This is a genomic window from Mesorhizobium sp. CA12 (assembly GCF_020165255.1).
In the GTDB taxonomy this organism is placed as follows: Bacteria; Pseudomonadota; Alphaproteobacteria; order Rhizobiales; family Rhizobiaceae; genus Mesorhizobium.
Genome location: NZ_JAIUHT010000012.1, coordinates 151,594 through 167,393, shown reverse-complemented (window position 1 = coordinate 167,393; position 15,800 = coordinate 151,594). Strand labels below are relative to the sequence as shown.

The following is a 15,800-nucleotide window of genomic DNA, read 5'->3' as shown; positions in this document are numbered from 1 at the left end:
GCCCCTACTTCAACAGGTCGAGAGGCCGCGCCCCGCCTGCAAATTGTTCATGTGAGATGAAGGTTCTGCACTTCGTAGGTCCAGACCCGAAACCCTTTGAGAACATGCGGGCCGAAGGAGTTGATGAGCGGAATGTCGGCCGCATCGCGGCCGCGGGCGACGACGATCCTGCCAATCCTGGGCGTGTTGTTTCGGGGATCAAAAGTATGCCAAGCACCGTCCAGGAAGACCTCGATCCAGGCGCTGAAGTCCATGGGGTCGACGACCGGGACCCCGATGTCGCCGAGATGTCCGTTGACGTAGCGTGCAGGAATATTGAGGCAGCGGCACAAAGTCAGCGCGAGATGGGCGAAGTCGCGGCAGACGCCTATGCGTTCCTGGTACGCCTCGAAGGCCGTTCGCGTCGATCTGGCCTGCATGTAGTCGAATTGAATATGACCGTGGACGAAGTCGCAGATTGCTTGCACGCGGCCCCAACCTGGGGCAGTGGCGCCAAACATGTCCCACGCCGCCTGGCTGAGACGATCGGTTTCGCAGTAGCGGCTGCCCATTAGGTAGACAAGGCAGCCGTCCGGCAAATCCCACACCGCTACTTCGCGGGCAGCTGGCAGCAGCCTGTCTATCTTGCCGTCATCCTCGATCGTTGCATCGCCCCATATCGTCAGGTCGCCCGCGGGCGCGACAAGCCGGCGGCATCGGTTGCCAAAGAGATCATGGTAGGTCGATGTCGGAACATCGGGCGTGGTGAAGACCGTTTCGGGGATCCTGATGTCGGCCGCGCGGTCGTCGTGGACCGATAGCAGGCATACCAATGCGGTCGGTTGCTGGCAGGTCAGCGTGATCTCATAGCCGTAGCGGATCAGCATGTGGATCTTTCCTGCCGGAAATCAGCGGGGGTCAGAGTGCAGGATTCGCGACGGTTGCGGGAGTAGGCTTGGCAAGCAACATCATGGATGGACATCAGCAAGGCCTCGAATGCTGAAAGGTATCTTGTTTCAGCAGGCCCGGTCTCGGCCAAGGCGATATCCGATTTCGCGAGCGCCTGACATCGACCAAGAAGCAAGCCGTCATGATCGGTGAGGCCGACGGCGTTGCGCGCTGAAAACGTGGAAGTCGGTCCAGGAGCGACCAACTTCCACTCGACGGCCATTTGATGGTCCATAGAAATTGCGCCCGGACGCGCCGCCCTCATTTTCCCAGACCGCAAGCGCGGCGACGTTGCGGGTCCGACAGCTTTCGTCGTTATGGCCACTCATGATGTTAGCCGATCCTCATTACTCGCCTTCCCCGGCGAGAACGCCCGAATAGAGCGTTGCGCCATTCGCATCGGCGATCGTCATGGCGTCCGGCCGCTGCGGCATGTTCAGGGTCCCAGCCAAAAGCCTGGCGATTTCGATCGCATCGTCGAGGTCGGCGGCTTCCGCGGCCTCGCGGCCGAGCACGGCATGCGCATCGTCCGCTTCTCGGGTGCGATAGAATTCGATCATGATCTTCATCATCATCCATCTCGCTGTGTCAGTTCTCGCCTTAGCCGCGAGGGGTACTGATGTCAGGAAGTCTGGTGTGGGCGCCGAACACGCTTTTAGGCTTGGGCAGGGCCTTTTCCTGCTTCGGCTTCCTGATTTCCCGGCTCGAGCGTTTCGGTCCCTTTGCCATGTGCGAACGTCCTTTCGATGAGCGTTATGGTGTCACCCGGCGATGTGGCGACCGGTTCGAGACTGTCTTGCGTCGCCACCCGTTCATGAGGTTCGCCGTCGTTGCGGATGCGGTACTGCGCCGAATCTTCCCTCGGCGGGAGTCTGGCTGTGATCCGGTAGATTTCCGAAGTCTTTGGAAACGTGCCGAAGCCGCCCTTCAGCCGGACAGCCTGTCCGAGAGCAAATAGATGCGTTGCGGCTTCGCGGCGGACCGGGTGTGGGTTGCGTTGCATCATCGTGGTTCTCATCATTGTCTCTGGTCCTGCTCCAGTGCGGCTTTGAGCGATGCCGGTTCGATCGGCACCATCTGCCGCGTAGCACCGCTTGCGGAGATCGCCGGCAGGTGAATGAAGGTGGCGACGCGGCGCCACGCGATCAGGGAAGCTCCTTCGAGGGCTTCCTCGTCGTGATCGACGCGGTAATCCCCGGGTGGTTGCGGTGCATCAAAGCCGGGCAGCGAAAACGCCGACTTGAAGCGAACGATAGTTGGTGTGGTGCGGCTGGTCATTTGTTGCGGCTTTCAGCGGAAACCCGCGCCTGCGCGTTTCCCTATCATTCCCACTCGAACCACCGGAATGATGCCCGACGCTGCCAGTACATTCGTGGTCAGCGTCGATGTCATTCCAGGGGTTCGAACGGAACGAAATGTGCGCCGGACCGGCGCTGCACTCGTTTTCGAGAATTCGGTGGTGAATGGCGGGGCTCTGACACAAAGCCAACTCGACCAAATCAACGAGTTTTACCTATGCGCCTCATTTGAGTTCTAAACAAGGTCGAGACGCTTTTTATTTGTCCCTTGAAATAACAGACGCACGCCCGCAGAATTCAAGCCGGCAGAAAATTTCCCACAAGTACGGATGAATTTCTGCGCGGCTCGAATTATTTCATTCGAATTCTTGGCCATCGGCGAGAAATAATTCTGGCACTCCTATCTATCGAGTGCCAACCCGCCTATACAGAGGCAGGGGCCGCCCAATGCCGGCCACAGAAAGAAGTTCCCATGAAATTCCGGCCACTCCACGACCGCGTCGTCGTTCGCCGCGCCGAAGGCGATACCAAATCCAAGGGCGGCATCATCATTCCCGACAATGCCAGGGAGAAACCGCAGGAAGGCGAAGTGATCGCCGTCGGCCCGGGAGCACGCGACGAAAGCGGCGCCTTGATCGTGCCCGATGTGAAAGCCGCCGACTTCATCCTGTTCGGCAAATGGTCCGGCACCGAGGTCAAGATCGATGGCGAGGACCTTCTGATCATGAAGGAAGCCGACATCATGGGCATCATCGACAAGAGCGAGACCGGCATCGTCGACAAGACAATGGCCGTCAAGAACGCCGCCTGACCGGGCAGTCTTCACGGCAAGCCGCGCACTCCAATTTTCGAACGGGATCAACGATCATGTCTGCCAAGGAAATCAAATTCTCCACCGACGCGCGCGACCGCATGCTGCGCGGCGTCGAGCTCCTGAACAACGCCGTCAAGGTGACGCTCGGCCCCAAGGGCCGCAACGTCATCATCGACAAGGCTTATGGCGCGCCGCGCATCACCAAGGACGGTGTGACGGTGGCCAAGGAAATCGAGCTTACCGACAAGTTCGAAAACATGGGCGCCCAGATGGTGCGCGAAGTGGCCTCGAAGACCAACGACCTTGCCGGGGACGGCACGACCACCGCCACGGTGCTGGCCGCCTCGATCCTGCGCGAAGGCGCCAAGCTGGTCGCTGCCGGCATGAACCCGATGGACCTCAAGCGCGGCATCGACCAGGCGGTCACCGCCGTGGTTGAGGAAATCAAGGCGCGGGCCAAGAAGGTCAAGTCGTCGGCCGAGATCGCGCAGGTCGGCACCATTGCCGCCAATGGCGATGCCAGCGTCGGTGAGATGATCGCCAAGGCCATGGACAAGGTCGGCAATGACGGCGTCATCACTGTCGAGGAAGCCAAGACCGCCGAGACCGAGCTCGACGTCGTGGAGGGCATGCAGTTCGACCGCGGCTATCTCAGCCCGTATTTCGTCACCAATGCCGACAAGATGCGCGTCGAACTGGAAGAGCCCTATGTGCTTATCCACGAAAAGAAGCTCGGCAACCTGCAGGCGATGCTGCCGATCCTCGAAGCAGTGGTGCAGGGCGGTAGGCCGCTGCTGATCATCTCCGAGGACGTCGAAGGCGAGGCGCTGGCCACGCTGGTCGTCAACAAGCTGCGCGGCGGCCTCAAGGTCGCGGCCGTCAAGGCGCCGGGCTTCGGCGATCGCCGCAAGGCGATGCTGGAAGACATCGCCGTGCTCACCGCCGGCCAGATGATCTCGGAGGATCTCGGCATCAAGCTCGAAAACGTCACCATCGACATGCTCGGTCGCGCCAAGCGCGTGCTGATCGACAAGGACACCACCACGATCATCGACGGCGCCGGCGCCAAGGCCACCATCCAGGCGCGCGTCGCCCAGATCAGGGGTCAGATCGAGGAAACCACGTCCGACTACGACAAGGAAAAGCTGCAGGAGCGGCTGGCCAAGCTCTCCGGTGGCGTTGCGGTGATCCGCGTCGGCGGTGCTACGGAGTCGGAAGTCAAGGAAAAGAAGGACCGGATCGACGATGCGCTGAACGCCACGCGCGCGGCTGTCGAGGAAGGCATCGTGCCCGGCGGTGGTGTGGCGCTGCTGCGCGCCAGGTCGGCGCTCAAGGGCCTGACCAGCGCCAATGTCGATGTCACCGCAGGCATCTCGATCGTGCTCCGGGCGCTCGAAGCGCCGATGCGCCAGATCGCTGAGAATTCCGGCGTCGAAGGGTCGATCATCGTCGGCAAGCTTGCCGACAGCAAGGACCACAATCAGGGCTTTGACGCCCAGAACGAGGTATATGTCGACATGATCAAGGCAGGCATCGTCGATCCGGCAAAGGTGGTGCGCACGGCACTGCAGGATGCCGGCTCGATCGCAGCGCTTTTGATCACCGCCGAAGCCATGATCACCGACATTCCGGCCAAGGATGCCGCACCTTCACCTAGCGGCGGCGGCATGGGCGGAATGGGATACTGAGACCTTGGCGCCAGGAGACGGCCGTGCGTGAACCGACGCTACCCCCAGCGTTCGGCAGGCTTGGGGTCAAGTCGCCGGTCGCCATCGTGGCGGCTTCGGCCACATCCAGCAATATGACGAACCTGGCGGCCCGTATGCGAGAAGGTCTCTCGTCGCGCAGGGGCCTGGCTTTGAACCTCGGCGTGGCGCTGTGGACAGTACTTGTCCTGGCGGCGGTATTTTTCATTCTGCAAACCTGAACCGATCGGCGGCGGGCGAAAACGAAAGGACGCGGAATTTGGTAAACCGCCACGGGCTTCGTATGGACCATCCGGACAGCTGGACCGTTTTCGACGTCTTCACCGGCCAGGCCGCCGAGTCCGATCACAAGATCATGGTCGGCATCAATGCCGGCCAAGCGTACGAGATGGTAGCCGGCTGAGCGATCAAGACGCCAAGCGGCGGGAAGAGGCCGGCCGCTGACTTGTACCGATGTACCAACGAATAAATCCGCCGGAATGTCGGGGGCCTACAGTGCCATTGTCGCTGGCCAGAACATGGGCACCGGCGCTTGAGAGCGTCCATCATACTCCCGCCCCTCGATGGGAGCCGGATTATGGACAACGATCATTCCGCCGATGTGATTTCGACTTTTGACTGCAATATCGTGCGCGACGCCTTCAGAACATCGGTCATCGAAAATCACATCCCTGAGAATCAATGGCAGGGAAACGCCGCGCTTCTGATCCGCGATTAGGCCGGCAACTCCGATTTTGATTCGGCACTGCTGGCCTGGATCGTACGAAAGTAACCTTGTCGCCGTGCATAACTTGCCGGAGCGGGCAGCTGCTCCGCGCTCGCTTTCATTTTTTGCCTGAAAGGATAACGAGATACTTGAAACCCCGGATGCTCCGGTCGTAACGATCGAGCCAATCGTCGAGGCCGCAAAAGTCCTATCGAAGCGGCTGACGACCAGAAGCGACGAAGCCGCAAGACGAAAGATCGCCGACACCGACGGCACGATGCGGTGGGCGCGTCACCTTGCTGAAAGCAACCGCCTGCTTTAATGCGCCTACGTCGGCTTTGGATCAGGTCGAGACTTCAAGGCGCTCACGGTAAACGTCCGCTATCGCGCATCCGAAGACCTGAAGCTCCCTTTCGGCATCCGGCCCCGAATGAGAAAAAATCGACTTTCCCTTCAATCGCACCGGGATCATGTCGCACCGTCATCTGGGTGGCGTGGTCGTTCCGGTGGCTGCCACGAACGGCAGATAAGCGCCTAAGCGGACGTTTTGCGGGGCGGACCGGAAGGACGGCACAGCGATGCTCGTCGGTATCGCGCAGTTCGGCTGCGCCAGGACCTGAGGATACTAGCGACCGTAGGCGAACTTCGGGGTGTAGCTCGCGAGCTATACGTGGCCGATGAGTTCGACATCGCTGTGCATCTTTGCGCCTGCGGTTGCGGTACGAAGTTACGACGCCGCTCGGCCCTCCTGAATGGCGAGTGACCTATGCGAACGGTGGGCCTACGGTCGTTCCCTCAATCGGGAACTGGCAGTTGCCGCGCCGCTCGCACTCCGTCATCACAGGCGGAAAAGTCCTGTGGGCAGGCCAGTGGAGTGAATAGAACATCAACGCGGGCCGCATCGCGGAACAGCACCGAGGCGAGACCTACTATGCCGCTCGCCCGCACAATCGCAAATGGTGGGTCCGATTTGGCAAGTGGCTGCGCGGCCTGTTTAGTGGTGGCAGGAACTAAGGTCGGTTACCGAACGGCAGCTATCTGCAGGGTCCGCTCCAGGACCGGACAGTCAGCAGTCGGCCCCCACTGGCACAGCTATGAATACCTGATTTCGCCGCTTCAAGCACCGCGGGCGTATTGCGCTGGCGGCGCCCCCACGCACCGCGAGAAGGCTGAGCTGAAGGCACTCGTCGAGCCATATCCGGTCTTCGCCGCAATCTGCGCGATGCTGTGCTGCCGCGCTCTAAGCATGTGCTTGGCCAGCGTCATCCTCCAGCTTTGCAGGTATTCCATCGGCGCCATGCCCACCACTCGGTTGAATCGCGTGAAGAAGGCCGAGCGGGACAGCCCCGCCTCACGTGCCATCTCGGCGACGCTCCATGCGCGATCTGGCGCCGCGTGGATGGCGCGCAGCGGGCCGGTCAACCGGTCGTCCGCCAGCCCGCGCAGCAGGCCTGGCGTGGCACTCGTCTCGGTCGCAGAACGCAGAGCTTCGATCAGTAGCACCTGCAGCAGATGTTCCAGAACCACGTCGCGTGCCGGGCGATCCGCTCTCGCCTCGTCCCGCACCAGTCGCGCCAGGTCGCCAAGACGCTGCTCGCCCCGCACCATGGCCATATCGGGAAGCAGCGACACCAGCAGCTCCGCATCCGGGGCGCCGAAGCTGCAATACCCGATGAGCTGCTGCACCTCGACAGGGGCATCCTCTGGCCCGATCCGCACTGATCCGTCCGGACGGATCAAAGGGCGGCTTTCCAGCCCAGGCGGCGGTTCGGGATCGGCGCTCGACATGGAAAAGCTCTGCACCGCCGGCACCAGCACGAAATCGCCTTGGCAAAGGTTCATCGGCGGCTTGCCGTCCACCTCGAGACGCGCCTGACCGGCAAGGAGCAGACAATAGTAGACCTGTCCAACCTCGGTCCGCCGTACGCGCCAGGGGCCGGAAGCGTCCACCAGCTTCGAAAAGGGCGCGCGCGGACGCAAAAGGGCGATCACTTCTGAAAGCGGATCTGACATTTCGGACTTTCGATAAACAATCACGGACATGCGATTATAGAAAGTTCGCTCCGCAAGGTCGATATCCAAAGCATCCAACAACGGAGACACCCCATGAATACCGTGATGATCACCGGATGCTCCTCTGGCTTCGGGCTGGAGACCGCGCGCCACTTCATCGACAAGGGCTGGTCGGTCGTCGCCACGATGCGCAGCCCGCGCGAGGATGTCTTGCCCGCCTCCGATCGACTGCGCATCCTGCAACTCGACGTGACCGAGCGCGATGCGATCGGCCGCGCGGTCGAGGCAGCAGGTCCGATCGATGCGCTCGTAAACAATGCGGGCATCGGCTGGATGGGACCGCTGGAGGGCACGCCGGAAGAGATAATCCGCGAAATTTTTGAGACCAACACTTTCGGCACGATCGAGATGGTCCGCGCCGTGCTGCCGCAGTTCCGGCAACGCGGAGCGGGGACGATCGTCAATGTTTCCTCCAGTACAACGCTGAAGGCGCTGCCGCTGCTACCGATCTACACGGCCAGCAAGGCTGCGGTGAATGCCTTTACCGAATGTCTCGCGCTGGAGCTCGAGCCCTTCGGCATCCGCACGCGGCTGGTCCTGCCCGGCCAAGCTCCAGGGACCCGTTTCGGGGCAAACGCACGCGGCAAGATGGCAGAAGCGGGGGGCATTCCCGAAGCCTATGGCCCCATTGCCAAGCAGGTCTTTGCCGCTCACGCGGCGGCGGCGACCACGAAGATCACCGAGCCGGCGGACGTGATTGCGGCCATTTGGCGGGCAGTGACCAAGCCGGACTGTCCGTTGCGCCAGGCCGCAGGCGCTGATGCCATGGCTCTTGCCGCATGACGGCAGGAATGCTGGGGCTCCGGCACTTCGGGTCAGGCGGCGGAACACTTTGCCGGTGTCGCGAATCTTCCGCTTCGCCGGCAGAACCTGTCTGAATGGTGGGGTCTGCCCACATGCGGCAAAGGGCTGGATCGAGCCGTTTATCGTGTCCGATTCCAATGACAGCAAGGCGTCGTGAGCTGAATGGCTGATTTACCAATTGGTCGGTTGCGCGCGAACTGGCTGGAAAGAAGGTGCGCATCAACGCCCTCAATCCGGGGCCGACCGACTCACCGATGCACTCCCATATCGACCCGGCCCTCAAGGACCGCATCGCGGCCAACCTGCCGATACGCCGCATGGGCCGGCCCGAGGATATGGCTGCCGCGATCCTGTTCCTGTGCTCCGACGCCGCGAGGTTCGTCTACGGCGCGGCGCTCGACGTGGATGGCGGCTCGATGTTCCGCTGAGCGGCATGGCGTCAGTCATAGGAGAGTTTTACGCGGCTATATGGCGGTGGCGTATTTGGCTTTGGATGCCATCAGCATCCAGAAATTGCCTTGGCGACGCACGACTCCGCGGCATTTCTCACCCGATTTCATTTGGGTATCGGTGACATCGAAACCAGGATTGCTGGAACCGGGACTGGTCGTTTCATATGGTGCCCTTCGCCGGGGGCTGTCGGTCCCGCATCCCGCCTTGACGGCGGCGCTATGCTGATGCTCCTTCGGCCGCCCTGTTGAACCGGTCTCATGGCCACGAACCTGCTCCAGCACCGAACTGACTTGTTTGCGCTTACGGACATTTCGGTGCCTTCACCTTGTACGCCCTTTTCACATTGGTCAGGAGAGCAGTGGGCTCTCCCGACGGAGAGGCCTAGAAGGGCTGGATTTTTAGCGACGGGTTGATAACAGAAAGCGAGGAGCAAAGGCCTTGCTCTCCTGCCGAAGAATGCCAGTACGGATCGCACCTACAGCGAAACCAACGTGCTTATCGCGGGGTGCCGTCGCGGAAAGCGGATTTCCAACTCAAAGGGTGGTTAACCTATCGGGTCTCGCGCTCAGGAGGCGTATGGCGTGGCGATCTCTCGGCGCGAAAAATCATAGCTCTAAAGACATTACATCGCTTCGGCCCGGCAAGGCAGAACCTGCGCCGCCAGCCTGTCGAGCAAGGAGGCGATTGATTTGGCATCGGGGCCGCCGCATCTGGCTTCCGGCGTTCAGGGCTTTCTCGATTCTGCCGGGCCGAGGCCAGAACATCATCAAAGCTCGGTGCCGCGCCGAAAATCATGGCGGTCGTGTTTACATAGTCGCGGGCGAGCGTCAGCAAGGTTCGCAGTCCGTAGAATGCTACAAGTTTCAGACAAGACCGCGCGCAGCGCCAGGCTGCCCGTGCCGACTACCATTGGGTCAAGATGGGCTGCGAAGTCGCCCGAATCGCTCAGTTTGCGGAAATGGACATCGACGCGGTGCGTGCAGTGGTCGCGGAGGAAGAGCATCACCGAAACTGACGGCGGCGCACCGTGCCGCTTGCGCGCCAAGGCCGGCAAGGGAAGCTGCGCCGCGGCGCAACCCGTCACTATCATCGCGTTGCATGCCGCGCCCTTGCCCGCCTTGCGCTTCGCGGCCTCCTGTTCCTGCCTGATTGTTTGGGCGAGGACCGAATAGAAGGGAGGCGCTGCGAAGGTGCGCGGGCGGAAATGGAAAAAGCAGAAATTGAAGGGCTGAAGGACAAGGTACCCTGCGCTGCGGTGCTGGAGCGCGCGGGGTTCGCCCTCGACGTCAAGCAGAGCACGCGCAAGGCGATGAAGTATCGCCGTGAGGCGTCGATCATCATCGTCATCCATGACGGCAAGGGCTGGTTCGACCCGCTTGGCGACGACAAGGGCGATGTCTTTCGCCTGGTCGAACATCTTGAGAAGGTGCCGTTCGTCGAAGCCATGAACGACGTCGCCAACCTTGTCGGGTTCGTGCCGTCCGAGCCGGTCTGGCAGCGGGTGTCCCGCCAGCGGGAGCCTGACCTGTCGATACCGGAGCGCTGGCACGCACGGCGCAGGCCGTGGTGCGGATCGGCGACCTGGCGCTATCTCACCAAGGCCCGCCATCTTCCCGACCGCATCGTCCGCGCCGCAATCAGCGCCGGCGTCCTGCGCGAAGGCCCGCACGGCTCGATGTGGGCTGCCCATATTGACACCAACGGCACCGTTACGGGCTGGGAAGAACGCGGACCGGACTGGCGCGGCTTTGCCACGGGCGGCGCCAAGGTGCTGTTCCGCCTCGGCAGTCCCGATGCGTTGCGCCTTTGCGTGACCGAAGCCGCGATCGACGCTATGAGCCTTGCCGCGCTTGAGGGCTTCCGCGCCGACACGCTCTATCTCAGCACCGGTGGCGGCTGGTCGCCGGCAACCGATGCGGCGCTCCGCGCGCTTGCCGCCAGGCCGGGTATTGAGCTCGTCGCGGCTACCGACAACAACAAGCAGGGCGAGGTCTATGCCGACCGCCTGCTCGGACTGGGGGAGCAAGCTCAGTGCGGCGGTGATCGCCTTCGACCTATAGCGGATGATTGGAACGCCGATCTGAGAATGAAAGCGGAAGCAGGAGGGGAGGAAGGAGGAAGCTGCCGCATGCCCGCCGGTCGCCTCAAGGGTGAAGCTTCGCCCGGCTCGCGCCGGCCCTTGACCCGCCCGGGCGGAGAGGCGGCCGCGGGGGGAGGGTCCGGAAGGGCCGAAGAAGATGGTGATCCATAGGGGATGAACCGCGCTCCGGCTCCGCACAAGGCCAGGAGTCTCCCATGACCCAATCCTTCATCCGCAAGATCTACTTCGGCTTCGCCGATCGCCGGCAGATGTTCCGCCTCTTCGACCGCCACGCCCAGCGGCCCGATCGCTGGGAGAATGACGACATGCGACCTCGCGCGGCCCCGCTCGCCGGTCGAGATGCGCGACGCCATCGTCGAACGCGAATCCTGGCCAGTGAAGGCGATGACGCGTGCGGAGCGCCTCGAGCATGTCGGGAGCGCGACCCACGACGAGTACCGCGGCTACGCCGGGGAGCGCTTCGGAGCCGAGCATCGCGGCAAACGCACCATCCTCGTCTATGGCCTGGGGACGCCCGAGCAGAAGTTGCTCGACGACCTGACCGACGACGAGATCGCGGCCAAGCTCCCGGTGCATCTCAGGAACCTTCCCGTCCGCGCAGCGGCGTGAGGGAGGCGGCGATGTTTACCTTTCCGATCGTAGCGGTCCGCAAGGTCATAGAGCGCGGCATCGAGGATGCCGCGGCCAATGACGGTTTCCGCAATCCCTACTACGGCACCCGCCCCGGCGAAGGCGAGAGTCCGGGTCTGTGGCTGGTCGGCGACGAGGGCGTCTACATCATGTCCAACGGCAGGCTCGTCGAAGGGACACGCGCGCTCGTCATCTATTCCGAGCAATGCCACCCCAGGGGCGACGTTGACTGGTGGGACTACAAGCGCCGCCACTTCGGCGCCGATGACGGCCTCGAGTTCATCGAGGCCGAGCGTCTGCTTCCGCTGTTCGACCGCAACCTGCGGGCTACTCACCTCAATGTCGAACTCACCGAGACTGAAATCGCGCTCTCGCTGATCACCCGCTGACTTCCCAAGCCGCGACATCGATCGCCTGGCCGACCCGCTCGGCCGGGGGCTCGCGCGCGCCTTCAAGACGAGGATTCTCCAGATGTCCAACGACGATCCATTCACGCTCGATCTGTTCAACACCACCACGCAATCGTCGGGCCTCGGTCTCGGCGTCACCGCCTTCGGCAACGACTTCGGCGCTGGCGAGCCCAAACCTAAAGAGATTACGACGCCCGCCGTGCCGGAGTCACAGCCGGCCTCCTCGCCAGTCCACTCGCCGCGCTGCGCGGCCGAGGCCGGGCTGGGTGGCGATGACTTCGTCCTCGAGACCGATCGCGGTCTTGGCCAGGGCTGGAAGCAGCGAGCCCGCGATAATCTCGATGCGATACGACTCGCCGCCGAAATCGAGCGCGCCGATCGGCCGGCGACGCGCGAAGAACAGGCGCGGCTGATCCGCTTCACCGGTTTCGGTGCGTCCGAGCTCGCCAATGCGGTGTTTCGCCGTCCCGGCGACCGTGCTTTCCGCGCCGGCTGGACCGCGATGGGCGCCGAGCTCGAGGAGATGGTGTCGAGCACCGACTACGCCTCGCTCGCGCGCTGCACGCAATATGCGCACTTCACGCCAGAGTTCATCGTTCGCGCGATGTGGGCAGGCCTGGTGCGTCTCGGCTGGCGTGGGGGCAGGGTGCTTGAGCCCGGTATCGGCACGGGATTGTTTGTGGCACTGATGCCGGCAAAACTGCGCGACCAGGTGCACGTCACCGGCGTCGAGCTCGATCCGGTGACCGCGCGAATTGTTAGGCTACTCCAGCCTCGGGCACGCATTGTCAACGCCGACTTCGCCCGCACCGACTTGCCGGCTGAATTCGATCTCGCCATCGGCAACCCACCCTTCTCGGACCGTATCGTCCGCTCGGATCGCGTCTATCGGTCGATGGGGCTGCGCCTGCATGATTACTTCATCGCCCGCTCGATCGATCTGTTGAAGCCCGGCGGTCTCGCGGCGTTCGTCACCAGCTCGGGCACCATGGACAAGACGGATCGTTCGGTGCGCGAGCACATCGGCAAGGCCGCCGATCTGGTCGCCGCCATCCGCCTTCCGCAGGGCAGTTTCCGGGCCGACGCCGGCACCGATGTGGTGGTGGACGTCCTCTTCTTCCGCAAGCGTGGGCACAGCGAGGCCGAAGGCGATCTGTCGTGGCTCGATACCGACGAGGTCAGCCCCGCAGATGGCGACAATGCTGCGATCCGCATCAACCGCTGGCTCGCCCGGCAACCGGATTCCGTGCTCGGCACGCACGCGACCACGTCGGGACGGTTTGACGAGACGTATACCTGCCTCCCGTGTCAGGGCATCGATCTTGCACAGGCCCTGTCGGATGCGATCACCCTTCTTCCGGAAGCCATCTATGACGGCGAGCCCGAGAGGATCGATCTCAACGGGGGGCACACCGGGCACTTCGGTGAAGACCTCCCCGCAGGTCCCTCTATCCGCGAGGGCAGCTTCTTCGTCGCCTCGAACACGGCGCTGATGCAGATGGTCGACGGCGCGCCAGTGACCCTCACCGTTCGCAAGGGCCGGTCGAGCGATGGAGTGCTCGACAAGCACGCCCGCATTATCCGCAAGCTGATCCCGATCCGCGACGCGGTGCGCGAGGTCCTCAAGGCGCAGGAGCTGGATCGGCCGTGGAAGGCGGCACAGGTCAAGCTGCGCATCGCCTGGTCAAACTTCGTCCGTGCCTTCGGTCCGATCAACACCACCGTCGTGTCGACCAGCGAGGACCCGAAGACCGGCGAGGTGCGCGAGACGCATCGCCGCCCGAACCTCGCCCCGTTCCTCGATGATCCTGATTGCTGGCTCGTGGCTTCGATCGAGGACTACGAGCTCGAGACGGACACCGCCCGGCCCGGTCCGATCTTCACCGAGCGGGTGATCGCACCCCCCGCGGCCCCGATCATCAATTCGCCAGCAGACGCTCTCGCGGTCGTGCTCAACGAGCGCGGCCTTGTCGATATCGATCAGATCGCCGAGCTGTCGCATGTCGATCCCGACCTGGTCATCGCCGATCTGGGCGACGCCATCTACCGCGATCCGGAGAGCGGCGCCTGGCGGACCGCCGACGACTATCTCTCCGGCCAGGTCCGCGGCAAGCTCAAGGCCGCTGAAGCCGCCGCGGCTCTCGATCCCGCCTTCGGGCGCAACGTTAGCGCCCTCGTAGCTGTCCAGCCCGCCGATCTCGGCCCATCCGACATCACCGCGCGTCTCGGCGCGCCCTGGATTCCGGCGGCCGATGTCGTCGCCTTCGTCAAGGAGACGATGGGCGCCGAGATCCGCATTCACCACATGCCCGAGCTCGCTTCGTGGACGGTCGATGCCCGCCAGCTCGGTTACATGGCGTCCGGCACGTCAGAGTGGGGCACCGAGCGCCGGCATGCCGGCGAGCTCGTCACCGACGCGCTCAACAGCCGCATGCCGCAGATCTTTGACACGATCAAGGATGGCGACAGCGAGCGGCGCGTGCTCAATGTCGTCGACACCGAGGCGGCCAAGGAGAAACTCACCAAGATCAAAACGGCCTTCCAAAACTGGATCTGGTCCGATCCCGACCGCATCGACCGGCTGGCGCGGGTCTATAATGACCGGTTCAACAACATCGCCCCGCGAAGGTTCAACGGGGACCATCTGCAACTTGCGGGCGCCTCAGGCGCGGTTTCTCTTTATGGACACCAGAAGCGCGGCATCTGGCGCATCATCTCGGCCGGTTCGACATATCTCGCGCACGCCGTAGGCGCCGGCAAGACCATGACCATGGCGGCCGCCGTCATGGAGCAGAAACGGCTCGGTCTCATCGCCAAGGCCATGATGGTCGTCCCAGGACATTGCCTGGCGCAGGCCGCGCGCGAATTCCTGGCGCTCTACCCGATGGCCCGCATCCTCGTCGCCGACGAGACCAATTTCAGCAAGGACAAGCGGCGCCGCTTCCTCAGCCGCGCGGCCATGGCGAATTGGGACGCCATCATCATCACTCATTCGGCCTTCCGCTTCATCGGCGTTGCGTCCTCCTTCGAACAGCAGATGATTCACGACGAGCTCGCGCTCTATGAGGTCCTGCTCACCAAGGTCGAAAGCGGCGATCGCGTTTCGCGCAAGCGCCTCGAGCGGCTGAAGGAAGGCCTCAAGGAACGTCTGGAGGCCCTCGCAACCCGCAAGGACGACCTGCTCACCATCTCCGAGATCGGCGTCGACCAGATCATCGTCGACGAGGCGCAGGAGTTCAGGAAGCTCAGCTTCGCGACCAACATGTCGAGCTTGAAGGGGATCGATCCGAACGGCTCGCAGCGCGCCTGGGACCTCTATGTAAAATCCCGCTTCATCGAGACCAGGAACCCGGGCAGGGCGCTCGTCCTCGCCTCCGGTACACCGATCACCAATACGTTGGGCGAGATGTTCTCGGTGCAGCGCTACCTCGGCTACGCGGCTTTGTCCGAGCGGGGCCTCCACGAGTTCGATGCCTGGGCTTCGACCTTCGGCGACGTCACTACCGAACTCGAGCTGCAGCCCAACGGCAAATACAAACCGGTCACCCGCTTCGCCACCTTCGTCAATGTCCCTGAGCTGATCGCCATGTTCCGCACCTTTGCGGATGTGATCACGCCCGAGGATCTGCGCGACTACGTCAAGGTGCCGGCGCTCTCGACCGGCACGCGGCAGATCAGGACCTGCAAACCATCTGTCGCGTTCAAGCGCTACCAGGCTCTCCTCGACGCCCGGATCAAGGCGATCGAAGGGCGCGAAGCGCCACCCTAGCCCGGCGACGATATCCTGCTCTCGGTCATCACCGATGGCCGCCATGCCGCGATCGACCTCCGCCTCGTCGATCCGGACAATGACAATGAGCCGGGCAATAAGCTCAACG

General features: G+C 62.9%; 15 protein-coding genes and 2 pseudogenes. 11 read left to right on the top strand and 6 right to left on the bottom strand.

Annotated features, from left to right (window positions below):
- Positions 1–47: 47 nt before the first annotated feature.
- From LB520_RS20485 to LB520_RS20465, 5 genes are all read right to left on the bottom strand, one after another.
- Positions 48–866, bottom strand: coding sequence for a transglutaminase-like domain-containing protein (locus LB520_RS20485; RefSeq protein ID WP_224601177.1), 819 nt, complete (start codon positions 864–866; stop codon positions 48–50).
- A complete protein-coding gene (locus LB520_RS20480) occupies positions 860–1,150 on the bottom strand; it encodes a DUF1488 domain-containing protein (RefSeq protein WP_224601174.1) in 291 nt (96 codons plus the stop codon). The genes LB520_RS20485 and LB520_RS20480 overlap by 7 nt, the downstream gene beginning before the upstream one ends.
- A gap of 124 nt (positions 1,151–1,274) precedes the next feature.
- Positions 1,275–1,499: a hypothetical protein gene (locus tag LB520_RS20475; RefSeq protein WP_318012005.1), complete on the bottom strand. Its 225-nt coding sequence runs from the start codon at positions 1,497–1,499 to the stop codon at positions 1,275–1,277.
- Positions 1,500–1,582: 83 nt separating this feature from the next.
- On the bottom strand, positions 1,583–1,933 hold the full coding sequence (locus tag LB520_RS20470; RefSeq protein ID WP_411962569.1) for a hypothetical protein: 351 nt from the start codon (positions 1,931–1,933) through the stop codon (positions 1,583–1,585).
- A gap of 11 nt (positions 1,934–1,944) precedes the next feature.
- Positions 1,945–2,205 (bottom strand): hypothetical protein, encoded by a 261-nt coding sequence (locus LB520_RS20465; RefSeq protein WP_140721212.1) that lies wholly within the window; start codon positions 2,203–2,205, stop codon positions 1,945–1,947.
- Between the two features lie 492 nt (positions 2,206–2,697).
- On the opposite strand from LB520_RS20465, the gene LB520_RS20460 reads away from it, so the two are divergent.
- From LB520_RS20460 to LB520_RS29420, 5 genes are all read left to right on the top strand, one after another.
- Positions 2,698–3,036 carry a co-chaperone GroES gene (locus LB520_RS20460; protein WP_224544547.1) on the top strand — a complete coding sequence of 113 codons (339 nt, stop codon included), beginning with the start codon at positions 2,698–2,700 and terminating at the stop codon, positions 3,034–3,036.
- 56 nt (positions 3,037–3,092) lie between these two features.
- Positions 3,093–4,727 (top strand): chaperonin GroEL, encoded by a 1,635-nt coding sequence (gene groL / locus LB520_RS20455; protein WP_224544548.1) that lies wholly within the window; start codon positions 3,093–3,095, stop codon positions 4,725–4,727.
- A 23-nt stretch (positions 4,728–4,750) separates the two neighbouring features.
- Positions 4,751–4,966, top strand: a complete 216-nt coding sequence (locus LB520_RS20450) for a hypothetical protein (RefSeq protein ID WP_224601169.1) — start codon at positions 4,751–4,753, stop codon at positions 4,964–4,966.
- 356 nt (positions 4,967–5,322) lie between these two features.
- Positions 5,323–5,463, top strand: a complete 141-nt coding sequence (locus LB520_RS20445; RefSeq protein WP_224601168.1) for a hypothetical protein — start codon at positions 5,323–5,325, stop codon at positions 5,461–5,463.
- A 747-nt stretch (positions 5,464–6,210) separates the two neighbouring features.
- Positions 6,211–6,333 (top strand): DUF6527 family protein, encoded by a 123-nt coding sequence (locus LB520_RS29420; RefSeq protein ID WP_411962570.1) that lies wholly within the window; start codon positions 6,211–6,213, stop codon positions 6,331–6,333.
- 234 nt (positions 6,334–6,567) lie between these two features.
- Here LB520_RS29420 and LB520_RS20435 read toward each other — a convergent pair whose 3' ends face one another.
- Positions 6,568–7,545 (bottom strand): AraC family transcriptional regulator, encoded by a 978-nt coding sequence (locus LB520_RS20435; RefSeq protein ID WP_318012048.1) that lies wholly within the window; start codon positions 7,543–7,545, stop codon positions 6,568–6,570.
- A 12-nt stretch (positions 7,546–7,557) separates the two neighbouring features.
- Between LB520_RS20435 and LB520_RS20430 the strand changes: the two genes are divergently transcribed.
- From LB520_RS20430 to LB520_RS20405, 6 genes and pseudogenes are all read left to right on the top strand, one after another.
- The gene (locus tag LB520_RS20430; protein WP_224638820.1) at positions 7,558–8,307 is read left to right on the top strand and encodes an SDR family oxidoreductase; all 750 of its coding nucleotides are present in this window, start codon (positions 7,558–7,560) and stop codon (positions 8,305–8,307) included.
- 203 nt (positions 8,308–8,510) lie between these two features.
- Positions 8,511–8,756, top strand: a pseudogene (locus tag LB520_RS20425) (SDR family NAD(P)-dependent oxidoreductase); the annotation flags it as partial.
- 1,052 nt (positions 8,757–9,808) lie between these two features.
- Positions 9,809–11,032 carry a DUF3991 and TOPRIM domain-containing protein gene (locus LB520_RS20420; RefSeq protein ID WP_318012117.1) on the top strand — a complete coding sequence of 408 codons (1,224 nt, stop codon included), beginning with the start codon at positions 9,809–9,811 and terminating at the stop codon, positions 11,030–11,032.
- Between the two features lie 44 nt (positions 11,033–11,076).
- Positions 11,077–11,491: pseudogene (locus LB520_RS20415) on the top strand (DUF1419 domain-containing protein).
- An 11-nt stretch (positions 11,492–11,502) separates the two neighbouring features.
- Positions 11,503–11,901, top strand: coding sequence for a DUF3085 domain-containing protein (locus tag LB520_RS20410; protein WP_224638818.1), 399 nt, complete (start codon positions 11,503–11,505; stop codon positions 11,899–11,901).
- A gap of 82 nt (positions 11,902–11,983) precedes the next feature.
- A complete protein-coding gene (locus LB520_RS20405; RefSeq protein WP_411969912.1) occupies positions 11,984–15,691 on the top strand; it encodes an N-6 DNA methylase in 3,708 nt (1,235 codons plus the stop codon).
- Positions 15,692–15,800 lie beyond the last annotated feature (109 nt).

Bases quoted from the DNA above. Each gene is read 5' to 3' on its own strand.
- LB520_RS20460 (WP_224544547.1), top strand. From the start codon at position 2,698: ATGAAATTCCGGCCACTCCACGACCGCGTCGTCGTTCGCCGCGCCGAA.
- LB520_RS20430 (WP_224638820.1), top strand. From the start codon at position 7,558: ATGAATACCGTGATGATCACCGGATGCTCCTCTGGCTTCGGGCTGGAG.
- LB520_RS20405 (WP_411969912.1), top strand. From the start codon at position 11,984: ATGTCCAACGACGATCCATTCACGCTCGATCTGTTCAACACCACCACG.
- LB520_RS20480 (WP_224601174.1), bottom strand. From the start codon at position 1,150: ATGGCCGTCGAGTGGAAGTTGGTCGCTCCTGGACCGACTTCCACGTTT.
- LB520_RS20445 (WP_224601168.1), top strand. From the start codon at position 5,323: ATGGACAACGATCATTCCGCCGATGTGATTTCGACTTTTGACTGCAAT.
- groL (WP_224544548.1), top strand. From the start codon at position 3,093: ATGTCTGCCAAGGAAATCAAATTCTCCACCGACGCGCGCGACCGCATG.
- LB520_RS20470 (WP_411962569.1), bottom strand. From the start codon at position 1,933: ATGATGCAACGCAACCCACACCCGGTCCGCCGCGAAGCCGCAACGCAT.
- LB520_RS20410 (WP_224638818.1), top strand. From the start codon at position 11,503: ATGTTTACCTTTCCGATCGTAGCGGTCCGCAAGGTCATAGAGCGCGGC.
- LB520_RS20485 (WP_224601177.1), bottom strand. From the start codon at position 866: ATGCTGATCCGCTACGGCTATGAGATCACGCTGACCTGCCAGCAACCG.
- LB520_RS20465 (WP_140721212.1), bottom strand. From the start codon at position 2,205: ATGACCAGCCGCACCACACCAACTATCGTTCGCTTCAAGTCGGCGTTT.
- LB520_RS20475 (WP_318012005.1), bottom strand. From the start codon at position 1,499: ATGATGAAGATCATGATCGAATTCTATCGCACCCGAGAAGCGGACGAT.